The organism is uncultured Rothia sp. (assembly GCF_937976295.1).
GTDB lineage: Bacteria > Actinomycetota > Actinomycetes > Actinomycetales > Micrococcaceae > Rothia.
On sequence record NZ_CALJRY010000040.1, the window covers coordinates 1 to 12625 of the forward strand.

Below are 12625 nucleotides of genomic sequence, written 5' to 3' on the forward strand. Positions count from 1 at the left end.
GGAACCCCCGTCGGGGCGGTATTTCGGTACCGTTCCGGCGGGGGTTTCTGCATGCCCGGTAAGTTAGCCTTGTGGGTGTTTACATACTGTTTCCTGGCTATATGCTGTGGATTCTGCAACGTACAGCTTGTATCGGGGACGCAGGGGACTAGCTCTAATAGACTGGAAATATAGAGGACCCCGGTCGGCAACCTCAAGATGGCCGCGGGGAAGTGAAGCGGGGAGCGTACGCACCTCAACAGGCAAACAAATACAGACAAGCGAAGACGTACAAACAAAGGCGGACGGGCGAAGACGCCCAGGCGCTGAACCTAGCCGCCGCGAGCAGCCCAGAACCGCCTCGGCAGCTTGCAAACTTGGCGGCTCATGAACTCGACAGCTTGTGAATACGGAATCCAGGGAGGGAAAGAATGACCACATACAGTCAAATGCTGTTTGACGAAAAAGACTACACCGGAACATACCCGTATGTTGCCGACCACGTGATCGGGCCCTACACGCCCGCAAACCGGGACCACCCCGCCTACTCAGCACCCGCCCCCGGGGTGAGGTACACGTCGAGTGCTTACAAGGTGTCAAACCTGCGCCCCTACCTGGGCTACTACTACGCCTGCCAAAACTACATGATTCTCGCCTCCGAACCTGCAGTTCTGAGGATGGACAATATCAGCGAAGAAATGTTCTTCCCCACCATTCAGGACCTCTACGAAGAGGGCAGGGGCTGGGTTATTACTCCTAACCCCCAGATTCTGACCATGAACCTGCTGGAGGGGCAGCCGCGCCTCATTGACGAGACGCTAAAAATTGTGGAATGGAATGTGCGGTTCGATATTCTTCCCGAAGTTCAGGTGTACCGCAAAGACACGAACCAGGTGCACCCCATCACCGATTTCGATACGCGCGGCCTAATCCGTGACGGCGCAATACACGGGACTCTACGCACACAATTCACGAATGAGTGGAGGCCCGTCCAATTCATTTCAGAAAATAGTTGGAGCTAGGGGAGGGGAGAGCAACATGACGAGTAACTTTGGTGGACCAGGATACGGCGGACCCGGGTATAACGAGCAACGAGCGTACATGAGGCGTGTGATATCTCGCGTCAAGTTTATACGGGCTGGCGTGTTCGCTGGCGCCGCCCTCGTCGCGATAGCTTTTGGCTGGGGTAACAAACTGCTCAATGAGATTGGTTCAGAGTCCCAGGCCGATAAGAAGCGGGATCAGGAGTTTGTGCGCCAAGAACCCACGGAGAAGTACGATGCGCTGATCACCATGGGGCCTTCCTCCGGGCCGCTGGTCTACACGGCGTTTGAACGTAAGGGGCGTTTCATTCCTGCCACGGAGGCGCAGGCGGCTCAGAACGTGCCGTACCCTATTCAGCAGCCCGGAATGGATAACTACGACCGCGGCGGCTTGTACGCATTCTTGGCGTACTTCTTTGCGTCGATGAATTACTTCTACCACACGGGTGATACGGAGCCTCTATCTAAGGTCACGGACCCGGAAAAGGTTCTACACCCCGATATTCTTCGCCTGTACAGGGAGAAGCGCGGGTGGGTTATCTCGGCTGATAAGAATGTGCTGAGTGCCAATGTTGTCGATAATCTTGTTGCGGGTGAAAAGGCTAAAAATACGAGCCGAACTATTCTGGTGAGCACCCTGTACACGACTAAGGCTACGGACCTTGCATTTTATGTGACTGAGACGGGTGAGAAGCAGGATATCCGCAAATATTTGAGGTACCTGGGGCGTTTCTCGCTGGCTGTGGAGCATCTGCGTGGGCAGTGGGTGATTGTGGTCGACCGCGACGGCTACAGTAACCGTAACACCTACGAGCCGATCTACCCGCGAGGATTCGGGCAGCTATAGCTTTCTCCAAAACCGAGGAAGTGCATCCGCAGGGGAAGCCACTATGAGGCTTCCCCTGCACCCGTTTAAATGGCAACAGAACCCGCAAAATGGCAAGGGTTGAAAGAAAGCGGTGAACGCGGGGTGAGAATAGTCAACGTGGAGCATAAAACCGCGCCGAACCAGTGAAAATATGCCGCCAACCCTCTAAAATAGAAAAGGAAAATTCCGAACAACAACCCCGCACGGCATACCGCGCGGGAAAGCTAAGGAGCGAACTATGTCGCGTAAGCCCCTCATCGCAGGCAACTGGAAGATGAACCTCAACCACGCAGAGGCAGTCACCCTCGTCCAGAAGCTCGCATGGACCCTCGACGACGCAAACTTCAACTTCTCCGCAACCGAAGTAGCCGTCTTCCCGCCCTTCACCGACATCCGCTCCGTGCAGACCCTCGTCGAAGGCGACAAGCTGGACATCCTCTACGGCGGCCAGGACCTCTCCGTCCACGACTCCGGCGCATACACCGGCGAAATCTCCGGCGCATTCCTCTCCAAGCTCGGCGCAACCTTCGTGCTCGTCGGCCACTCCGAGCGCCGCACCTACCACCACGAAAGCGACGAGCTGTGCGCAGCAAAGGTCCAGGTAGCGTACAAGCACGGCCTGACCCCCGTCCTCTGCGTCGGTGAGCCCCTCGAAATCCGCGAAGCAGGCACCCACGTCGAGTACACCCTCGAGCAGCTGCGCGGCTCCATCGCAGGTCTGACCGCAGAACAGGCAGAAACCCTCGTCATCGCATACGAGCCCGTCTGGGCAATCGGCACCGGCAAGGTCGCAACCGCAGACGACGCACAGGAAATGTCCGCAGCAATCCGCGCAGAAATCGCTAAGCTCTACTCCGCAGACGTTGCAGAGAAGGTCCGCGTCCTCTACGGCGGCTCCGTCAAGTCCTCCTCCGCACCCTCCATCATGGGCAAGGAAGACGTGGACGGCGTGCTCGTCGGCGGCGCATCCCTGCAGGCTGACGAGTTCGCAGCAATCGCACGCTTCGACGCATAAAACCCCGACGCACCACAGCGTCTCATAGCGTTACAGCGCCCGGCGGGTACCCACCCGACCGGGCGCTGAACCATTTAACCGCCACCGGGCAAGCGGCTGGGGCAAGGGGCGGGTGCATGAGTCAGCCGTAAGAGGCTGGTGTATGAGCCAGCTGTGGAGCCGGGCGCGTTCGCCCCTAACCGCAAAACCCGCCCAGAATACCCCAACCCAGCGGCTCGCCCCGTACACTTAACGGCATGTTCAGCTTTGGATTCTCCCTGGTCATCGCAGCCCTCGTCGGCATGATCCTCTACAGCTACCTGCGCAACCGCAAAGTGAGTGCCCCGCGCCTACCCGGCAATGACGGCGGCAGCATCGGCTACGCAGGCGGCGCAGAGTACCAGGAACCCTCGCCCGAATACCAGTACTTTGAGAGCCGCCGAGAAGCATTCCTCGACCAGCTCTACAGCCGCACCTCCTCACCCGAAATCCCCGTGACCCTCACCCTGCGCGACTGGGTAGACCAGGGCTTCTACGCTGAAGGAGGCGCCTACTGGGCAGCCGCGCAGCAGTTCACCTACTACCTCATCGACGGCGGATACGTGCGCGCCTACGACACCGAAGGCGACGAACTCACCGCCCAGCGTGTGCTCACCGACCGCCCCGCAGCCCTGCAGCTGACCCCCAGCGAATACCAGCGCCGCAGCACCCGCGCCGCGTAAAAAGCCGCCTCAACGTGACCGAATGGCGGCGGTAGCGTATAGTTAAACCCGTCTGTCTGCGCCCGCAGCCCAGGCACCCCACCAGAAGACAACGAAGGAAGGTCCCCATGGACGTCATCATGAACGTACTCATGGTCATCATCGCCATCACCAGCGTGATCGCAGTGATGCTTGTGCTGCTCAACCGCGGTCAGGGCGGCGGCCTCTCCGACATGTTTGGCGGCGGTATGACCAACTCCCTGAACTCCTCCGGTATGGCGTCAAAGAACCTGATCCGCCTGACCGTCACCGTGATTGTCATCTGGGTTATCGCAGTGGTCCTGTACGGCCTGGCCCTGCGCTTTAACGGCCAGATCGTCGTCTAGTCAGAGCCTCTCATCAGAGCCCACGCCCACCCCTGAGTGGGTGAGCAAATAAAGCTTCTCCCCGGCACTTCTCAACCGAGAATGCCGGGGATTTTTTATGCACCAAACGGCAATGACGAAAGCGGTAGCGGGGCGCGAATCTTTACGGCATGATAGGACGTATACACCACATACGAAAGGCAAAGAAGCCATGAGCGCCTACACCCTCGACTACACGTACACCGCCCCGTCAGCCCTCATCGACGGTGCCGACTCCCGCGCGCTCAGCCTCGCCACCAGCGGCGGCAGTACCCCCGAAGGTGCCGCCTCCCATCCGTACTTCTTCTCCGGGTTCCTCGAACGAGCAGACGTCTACGCCACCGCACTACTGGTCGTCGCCAGGGTCGCCCGCACCCGCTTCTACGTGCCGCCCAGCTCCCTCGCCGGAGCGCTACGCGCCGCAGACCCCGTCGTCACCAGCACCGCCGAAGGCCTACGCTTCGAATCCTTCAGCGCCTGCTGCGGAGTGTACGCGCGCCTCGACGTTGACTCCAGCGCACTCGACGCCAGCCACAGCGCCGTAGGCGTCACCAATGTAGACGTCAACCCGCCGCTGCGTGCCGCGCTCGCCTCCCTGCGGGCGGGGGAGCCCATCCACCTGAACGTCGGCGACGACGGGCTGCTCACCACCACCCTTGACGGCTCCGTCATGGAAGAAAAAGTGCCGCTGCCCATCCGCTGGCTCAAAGGCTTTGCAGAAACGCAGATGCTCTCATCCCGCATGAGCCCCGTGCACAGCCTGGACGCTGCCGCCGCCCGAACCTTCATCCACTCCCTGCCGCGTAACTCCAGCACCAAGGCGGTGCTGTGGGCGACCCGCGCCGTGCGTTCCCTGCGCCTTGCCACCCGCGCCACCGCCGGATCAGTATGCGTGGCGGGCCCCGAACGTCTGCGCGTGCTTGAGCCGCTCATCCGCCACATTCAGCGCCTGGACGCATACAGTGAGCCCGTGACCGCCGGTAACGCGCCCGTGCCCAGCGTGTGGGTGGCGCACCTGCCCGGCGCACGCCTGAGCATTGGTCTAAGCCCCGAAAAGTCACGCGGGTTCTCCGGTGAGGGATCCGTGCTGCAGGCGCTGTCTAACCCGAACACCGCCCAGAACGCGGACATGCTCAGCGTGCTGCTCTCCTTCGAGCCGCGCATCGATGTGCCCGTCATGTCTGCCCGCGCCGGTCTGGACGAGGCGGCAACCCGCGACGCCCTCGCCCTGCTGGCTTCCTCCGGTCAGGTTGGTTTTGACGCGCATGCTGGCGAGTATTTCCACCGCCCGCTGCCCGTGCATCCGGAGGCGCTGACCGCCATGCACCCGCGCCTGGTCGGCGCGAAAAAGCTTGCCGACTCCGGCGCTATTGAGCGGGTCGGGGCGGGGGAGCACGGCACCGGTGAGTACAGCGTGCGCAGCGGCGCGAACACGTACACCGTGGTGCTGCCCGCCGACCCGTACGCTGTGGAGGGGTACCTCTGCTCCTGCCCCTGGTGGTTGAAGTACCGCGGTACGCGCGGCCCCTGCAAGCACGCGTTGGCGGTCAGTATTCTCTACCGCGAACACGCCGCGGGCTAGACACACCACGTACTGCACTAAAAGACGACGCCGCGAGAGTTCCCCTCAGCTTCTTCACGAAAGATCACCATGAGCAAACGCCCCGAAACGCACACCTTCCCCGAAGGGGTCATCACCGAGCCGCTCCCCGGCGAAGTTATTTACCCGCTCACCAGGCAGCAAAAAACCTGGAGCGACATCATGCACTTCAACCGCAACCTCGCCAACATCCTGGCGGTCGGTGGAACCCTCGAACAGATTTACCGCCGCTGGCAGTACTTCGATATTGTCACCACCCCATACGGCTCCCAGCTCGGCAAAAACACGCCCGGAACCGTCACCCAGGACCGCGTCAAAGCTTATATTGAGACAGGTTGGTTCTCGGGTGCTGCCTCCATGCGACTTGCCGAACTCTACGGCGGGGCGCGCCTCGAACACAACGAGGAATACTACACCGCCCTCATCAACTGCGACCGTGAGCTGATCTTTCCGCTGCTGCGTGAAGATAAGCAACTGCGTGAAGAGCTCATCTGGGGTATGCTCGCCGTCGAAGGTAACCGGGACGTATCCCTCACCCAGCGCGACTCCTACAAGCCCGGGCAGAAGGCCAACAACCCCGGCTGGTCCTGCGCCCTCATCGAAGCCACCGAAACCGGGCTGATTAGCCGTGACCGCCTCATTGACGCGCTCCTGAGCTCCCTCATGAGCGACTTTCCGGCGTACCGGGTTGGCTGGTTCTCACGCCTGGTCACCGGTCTCAAACTCACCGCCGGAGAAATCGCGGCACGTCAGAGCGAATTTCTGACGCTTTTCTCCTCACCCATCGGCCCGAGCGTAACCCTTGGCGTGCAGCATATTCACCGCCTCTGGACCAAAAACCCGCAGGCGCTGGATGCCACCGCCTTCGCCTACGCGGCACCCGCCGTATGCGCCGGAACCAAAGCAAACGCACTTAAAGCCCTGACCATGCTCCAGGCGCTGTACCGGGCGGGCACCCTCGACACTGCCGCCTGCGAAGACGCGGTGGTCATGGCGCTCAGCCACACCCACTCGCAGGTTCAAGCCGCCGCCCTCACGCACCTCGAAGAATGGGTTCAGGCGGGCGCCGCAGACGATGCGAGAGCCGAGACTATCGTGTTCGCCGAGCGTGCCCGTGAACTCTACCGCGACTACCGTTCCCAGCTGGATCCGCTTGTTGTGGCGCAGATTCAGGAAGATGGCTCGCCGCTGCTCGAAGATGGATACAGCCCGGAGAATAGCCGGGGGAGCGGTGAGGAAGACGCCGCCCTCACTGAAACTGCTGACATTGAGGCCGCCGCCGCGGAGGCGCTCGCCGCCTCCCGCGCCGTAATCCACCGGTACTGGGACACCCCCGTGCGCCCCGTTACCGCATCCGACGTGCAAGAACGCGCCCGTGCGCTCCTGCACCACCAGGTCGCGCCCTGTGCCACCCCCGACACGCTCAACGAAGCAGACCAGCCCGAAACGCACGCCGGATGCGAACTGGAGCTGGAGCTGCTCACCGCCTACCTGCTCAGTGCCGACGGCATCGCGCAGAGCCCGAACCTGCTCGAACAGCTTGTTCCCCTCTGCCTGAAAAAGCTGAACCACTGGGGTCTGGAATGGTTCGACATGCGCGCGCATTTGACGGTTCTAGCCGCCGCCGGGAAGCTGCGTGAGCGCGAGCAGGCATCGGAGATGACCCAGAGGGAAGACCCCGGTACGGTGCCGAACCTGCACCACATGTACTCCCGCCACGCCGCGTTCTTCAGCACCGGATTCAAGGAGACCCTCGGCGCGCTGAAGAGCAGGCAGAGCTACACGCCGCTTGCCACCCCTGAACTGTTTGGCGGGTGGGTGCATCCGGATACCCTGGTGCGCCGGTACGCCAAGAACCTGGCTGATGGAGCCCCCATCCTGCGCCCGGATTTCACGGCGGCGCTACTGCGTGTGCGTGTGCCTGAGGTGCTGCCTCCGTACGCTACCGATAAGCAGCGGCAGGAGGCGCAGAGCCGCCGCGCTGAGGCGCTGACCCTGCTTGAAAGCCTCGAAGAGCAATACGTGAAGAACGCTGGGCAGGACGCTCCGCGCTCTGCTCCTACCCAGATTCGTGTGCTCCGCTCCGCACTCGACGGCACCCTCGCCACCGGGCGCGTCAACCCCTACCTGGAATCCATCACGGTAACCCAGAGGGAAAAAAGCTGGGGCCTTCAGCTGAACGGGGTGAAGGACGGCGCTTCCACCCCCGAGCTGAACGCTTTCCGTGGCCTCGCCACCGCCCACCACGACGAAGAAGGACAGTACGCCCTGCTCTACCCCTCGCGGGCAGAACCGCTGGCTTTCTACTGCGCTAGTAGCAACTGGTACATCTTGGACCACAGCGCCTTCGACCGCGGGCTCTACCTGGCTTTGGCGGCGCACCCCGGCGTGTGGGGTCCCGCCTGTGCTTTCGTGTTCGCCGCGGGTTTCTCGGAGCAGCGCGTCGAGATTCGTTCCCTCGCCGTGGAAATCATGCACCGCGCGCTGGACGATCAGCTCAGCCTTGAGGACGCCACGGTAGGCTTCGTGGACTTTGTGCCGCTGGCGATGCTGAACCGTTGGGCGCTCGCCCTCACCGACTTCGCCCAGCTGGATGCGCGGGCGGCGGTGCGCTTCTTCGCGCGCCTCATACCGCACCTGGATACCGGGGCGAACTCGCTCGGTAAACTGCTGGGCGCCTTCAGCCAGGCGTTGGCGACTCTCGACCCTGCCACCCGTGCACAGCTCGTGGATGAGCCGTTGCGTGCCTGGTTGGGTTCGCTGACCGGTTCTTCGCAGAAGGCGCGGTACGCCCGGAATATCCTCAAGCAGGTGCAGGGCTAACCGCTCAACCTGTGCCCGTTCAACGCTGCCGTTCAACACTTCCGTTCGACTCTTTACGACCATTCACCATCAACTCCGAAAGCAGGTACCGATGACTGATACCGCCCAGCCGCATAACCCTAACGAGCACAGCGCAGGTGAGCGCACCCTCGAAGAGCGCCGTGCCGCCCTCAAAGCCCTCATGGCGGCAGAATCAACTGACGTGCAGGAATACCACGCCGTTATCAGCGGCGCTACCGAGGAGGAGCGTGCCTCCCTCGCCCGAACCCTCACCCCCAAGAGCGTGATCGGTAGCGACCACATTAACCGCACCCCGCTCGCCGCCTACGTTGCCGGGGCGCTCGTGCACACCCCCGACGGCGACCCCTGGGAATACCATCGCTCCGCCGGTCGCACCATGCGTACCCTGCTCTGGGAGGGGAAACCCGACCAGCAGCTGATTGACGCGTTCCTGCTCGGCGCCACCGAACGCCCCGACGAGTGGATTCTGCGTTTTATTGAGGGTCTCCCGAACTCTTGGGCGCGTTCGAAGAAGATTTGGGAAACCTGCTACATGCTGCTTCGCGCCCGAAACCTGAGCTGCGATGCCCCCGAATACCTGATCCTTTTCCTGCACGAAGCCCTGCCCTGGGTGAAGAAGGGCAACACCAGTAATCACGCCCAGCTCAAAACCTTCTTCACCCGTGACATGACCCTGCTCGACCAGGAATTCTGGGCGGTCTTCCGCACCGAAGGGGTGCTCTTCAAGGGGTACGGCAACTACATGGGCGAAAGCGCGGAACTCTGCCGCCTCATGGGCGAATACTTCGACATTCGCGACGAGATTCTGAACGCCCTGCTACGCGGCCTGACCAGCGATTTCAGTGCCTTCAACTCGGCAGTGTTCCACTCCGTCTACACTGACCTGCAGCCCACCGACGCAGAAAACCGGGCACGCTTCGGGCAGCTCATGGCTGTCCTCACCGCAGAGCCCAGCGCATCGGTCGGATTCGCCCAGACCATGCTGCAGAACCTCCTCAAAGCCTGCGCACCCGCCGCCCTGCAGAAGAACGAAAACGCAGAGCTGGCACCGCTAGGACAGGTCGAGCTGGAACAGCTCATCGACGCGCTCGGCGCGAACCTCTACCGCACCGAAAAGAAGATTCAGCGCGGCGCCCTGCGCCTGCTCAAGCTCATCGCCACCCAATACGCCGGCGTGAGCAAAGCCAAGCGCAAGAAAGCGCAAACCGCCGAGCAGCTGGCGCTCGCCAACTATGTTGCTGACCGCGTCCTCGAAGCCTACGAGGTGCTACCCCTGGAACTGCGCGGCGCCGCGGAAGCCTGCCTACCCGAAGACCGCCTACCCCAGGCGGAAGAAGCGGAGGTGGCAGGCGCCTCCGTAGAGGTACCGCCGGTGCTGTTGCCCGGCGTTGAGCACCGAGAACCCGTCGCATCCATCGCAAATTTGGAAGAGTTCTGCACCCTCATTACGGAAGAGTCGAACACCACCTCGGGTCGAATTACCGGAGACGAATCTCCCCGCACTAGGGGAGAGAACCTGGCGCGCCTCTACCACTTTGCCGCGACCGACAAGCTGGCACCGGCGGAACAGCAGCAGCTTCGTACCCTGCGCAAAATTGCTGACCATTACAGCTACAACAACGTCGCTTACATGCCTGTTCTCCGAGCGGTATTGGAAGCTAACGCCGAGGCCGCGGGATACAAGTCTGAGGAAATTTCCGAAATGGCTTCGATCATGCAGCGTTTTGAACGTAGCCAGCTGATATGGCGGCGCTCCAGCGACCATAGCAAGCTCATTTCTACAGAAGAGATGGTGCGCCTGGTCGTCCAGAATAAGCACCACCTCTGGGACCCTGGCTACACGTCGCTAGAAGGCTACCGTGACCTCTACAAGATCTTCCGCGAGCAGATGCGTGCCGTCGCCGCCGGGGGAGAGTACCACACAGAAGGTCGCACGGTGCGCCTGCTGAGCGCACCACTACCTGCCCGTCAGCTTACCTACAGCGACTGGACTTATCGCACTGTTTCTGCCCTGGATATCCCCTGGAGCGTCTACTATTCCGGCCTTAATGACAGCAAGGTTGAGGAATACCGTAAAGCTAGCCAAGCGGGAGAACCCACCGGAAAATTTGTTGCCGCCGACTTTGTTCGTCATGAACCGATGTGGCAGGTCGAGAGCGATATCACGGATACCGTGGATGAGGCGCGCGAGGCGCTGAGCCACGCAACCGCTAGCATGAGCCCCGAGGAGACCATCGCCTACGAGGTACTGAACACCGCGTTCATTCCCTTCACCTTTTTGCCGAATGCTTCTGAATCGTACGGCTGGCAGGGCGACTTCATGACGGCGCTTACCGAATGGGCGTCCTGGCTGCTTCAGAACAACCCGGACCTGCTCTCTGCATACTTCCTGTTTGCCGCTTCGGAGTGCGTTGAGGAGAAGACCGTCACCCCCGTCCCCGTGCTGATGCGCGCGCTCAGGGAGTCCACCGTGCAGGTGGGCGCCCCGACCTGCACCCTGCTCGGCTACGTGGCGAGCGCGAAGAACCCCGAGTACCGTCTGGCGGCGGCAGAAGCCATTGCGGCACTCTTTGAGGCGGGCCTGCTGGATGCATCCACCTTCGCAGAGACCCTGAAGTGGGCGTTGGAGGACGGGATGGCCCTTCCGAACCGCCTGGTGGCGACCCTGCGTGAGGTGTCGGCTATTAGCCCGCTGGCGGGTTGGCGTGTGCTGCAGGTTCTGCGCCTGCTACTACCGATGGTTGGTGGGCTGACGAAGGGCGGCGACTATGTGCGCCTGGCGGTTGAGCTTGCCGAGCTGTATGGCACGCCGGTTGAGGTTCCCGCCGAGCTGGAGCCGAAGATGAAGGGATCCACGGTGCTGGCGAAGGCACTGCGTGCCCTAGCCGCCGTGCCTGCCCGCGAGACCGAGGAGGCGCTTGCTGCCCGCGAAGCCGCGCTTGCGCTACTGGGTGAGAGCGGTGCCTAATACTGTGCCTAATACGGTGTCTGAAAGTGTGCATCCCGCGGCGCCTGCGTGGAGTGCCGAATACCTGCAGAATTTCCTGTGGCGTGTAGTTCCGGGACGTTCCATGCGCTCTATGGACGATGAGGTGATTGCCGAGTTTTTCAGGGAGCATCCGGAACACTGGGAAAAAGTCTGGGCGCTGTTTACCGTGGAGGGCGCCTTGCCCTCGAATGGTCTCGCGGTCTGGCTTATTTATGATGCGCAGCTGACTATTTGCGGTCATGATTTGCTGGTGTATTTGGCGGAGCATTTTCCGCAGTATCGCGCCCGGATTGAGGAGGAGTGCGTTCAGGCGTTGCTGCGTGATTATGCGCCGCAGAACGCCCGCGTTTTCTCGCGTGCCTTTGAGGCTCTGACGGCGGTTCCGAAGGGGTTGCGCGGTGCTGAACGTAAGCAGGCTTTGTCGGCTCAGGCGCAATCCTATGCTCGGCACGGTGCGCTGATTCCGGCGTTGTTGGCTTCGCCGGTGGCAACCACGGCTGCTGTGGGCGCGCAGATGTTGCAGAGTGTTCTGCAGGTTTGCGCGCCCTCTGGCGGTTCTGTTCCTGCCGGTCAGGTGCCGTTGACTGCTGGTGGGCTTCAAACCTTGGTGGCGGAGGCACTACCAGCCGCCGCGCAGTTGCTGTTCCGGCGTGAGAAGAAGCTGATGACCGCCGGTTTGAAGGTGCTTGAGTTGTGTGTTCGTGCGGTTCCGGGGTGTGCTGCTGAGGTCTCTGGCTATGCGCAGGATGCTGTGGAGGTTCTTCCTCTGGAACTCAAGGACCGCGCCCGGAAGCTGTGCCTCGGCACTGCGCCAGCACAGCCTAGTTCGACTCAGCCCGCCTCCACCCAGCCTGCATCAGATCAGCAGCCCCGTAGCGTGCAGATCCCGGATGTCCCTGCCCTTGGGTTCTCGGCCTCTGAGCTGAATGCTGCCCTCAACGCGGCGCCGCAGGCTGGGCGCGCCTCCGAAGCTACCCGGGATGCTATTCGCAACGACCGGGACTGCGAAGAGTTACTGTTCGCCCTCTACCACCTCAACGAGAGGGAGCAGTCTGTCCGCCGCATCCCGGCGCTGCTGAGCTACCTGCACCGGGCGCATCAGGAGGGGCGAATCATTGAATTCAGTCCCGCTTTTCAGAAGCATCTGCGTCGTTACCTGAGCCGTACCTGGCATGACGTTTGCGACCAATTGCGCTACCTCGC

At 61.8% G+C, this 12625-nt stretch carries 8 protein-coding genes and 1 pseudogene; all 9 read left to right on the top strand.

What is annotated here, in order from left to right; translation table 11 throughout:
* The first annotated feature begins 410 nt into the window (after nt 1–410).
* The gene (locus tag Q0216_RS01050) at nt 411–1001 is read left to right on the top strand and encodes a DUF6318 family protein (protein ID WP_298592224.1); all 591 of its coding nucleotides are present in this window, start codon (nt 411–413) and stop codon (nt 999–1001) included.
* A gap of 16 nt (nt 1002–1017) precedes the next feature.
* Nucleotides 1018–1869 carry a DUF6318 family protein gene (locus tag Q0216_RS01055; protein WP_298592226.1) on the top strand — a complete coding sequence of 284 codons (852 nt, stop codon included), beginning with the start codon at nt 1018–1020 and terminating at the stop codon, nt 1867–1869.
* Between the two features lie 259 nt (nt 1870–2128).
* Nucleotides 2129–2905 (top strand): triose-phosphate isomerase, encoded by a 777-nt coding sequence (gene tpiA, locus Q0216_RS01060; RefSeq protein WP_070819644.1) that lies wholly within the window; start codon nt 2129–2131, stop codon nt 2903–2905.
* 236 nt (nt 2906–3141) lie between these two features.
* The gene (locus tag Q0216_RS01065) at nt 3142–3606 is read left to right on the top strand and encodes a hypothetical protein (protein ID WP_298592230.1); all 465 of its coding nucleotides are present in this window, start codon (nt 3142–3144) and stop codon (nt 3604–3606) included.
* Between the two features lie 107 nt (nt 3607–3713).
* A complete protein-coding gene (gene secG / locus Q0216_RS01070) occupies nt 3714–3971 on the top strand; it encodes a preprotein translocase subunit SecG (RefSeq protein WP_012903590.1) in 258 nt (85 codons plus the stop codon).
* A 190-nt stretch (nt 3972–4161) separates the two neighbouring features.
* The gene (locus Q0216_RS01075) at nt 4162–5571 is read left to right on the top strand and encodes an SWIM zinc finger family protein (RefSeq protein ID WP_049349690.1); all 1410 of its coding nucleotides are present in this window, start codon (nt 4162–4164) and stop codon (nt 5569–5571) included.
* Between the two features lie 69 nt (nt 5572–5640).
* The gene (locus Q0216_RS01080) at nt 5641–8412 is read left to right on the top strand and encodes a DUF6493 family protein (protein WP_298592233.1); all 2772 of its coding nucleotides are present in this window, start codon (nt 5641–5643) and stop codon (nt 8410–8412) included.
* Between the two features lie 91 nt (nt 8413–8503).
* On the top strand, nt 8504–11401 hold the full coding sequence (locus Q0216_RS01085) for an endonuclease (RefSeq protein ID WP_298592235.1): 2898 nt from the start codon (nt 8504–8506) through the stop codon (nt 11399–11401).
* Between the two features lie 103 nt (nt 11402–11504).
* A pseudogene (locus Q0216_RS01090) lies at nt 11505–12625 on the top strand (hypothetical protein); the annotation flags it as partial.

Bases quoted from the DNA above. Each gene is read 5' to 3' on its own strand.
- Q0216_RS01050 (WP_298592224.1), top strand. From the start codon at position 411: ATGACCACATACAGTCAAATGCTGTTTGACGAAAAAGACTACACCGGA.
- Q0216_RS01055 (WP_298592226.1), top strand. From the start codon at position 1,018: ATGACGAGTAACTTTGGTGGACCAGGATACGGCGGACCCGGGTATAAC.
- Q0216_RS01085 (WP_298592235.1), top strand. From the start codon at position 8,504: ATGACTGATACCGCCCAGCCGCATAACCCTAACGAGCACAGCGCAGGT.
- Q0216_RS01065 (WP_298592230.1), top strand. From the start codon at position 3,142: ATGTTCAGCTTTGGATTCTCCCTGGTCATCGCAGCCCTCGTCGGCATG.
- Q0216_RS01075 (WP_049349690.1), top strand. From the start codon at position 4,162: ATGAGCGCCTACACCCTCGACTACACGTACACCGCCCCGTCAGCCCTC.
- tpiA (WP_070819644.1), top strand. From the start codon at position 2,129: ATGTCGCGTAAGCCCCTCATCGCAGGCAACTGGAAGATGAACCTCAAC.
- secG (WP_012903590.1), top strand. From the start codon at position 3,714: ATGGACGTCATCATGAACGTACTCATGGTCATCATCGCCATCACCAGC.
- Q0216_RS01080 (WP_298592233.1), top strand. From the start codon at position 5,641: ATGAGCAAACGCCCCGAAACGCACACCTTCCCCGAAGGGGTCATCACC.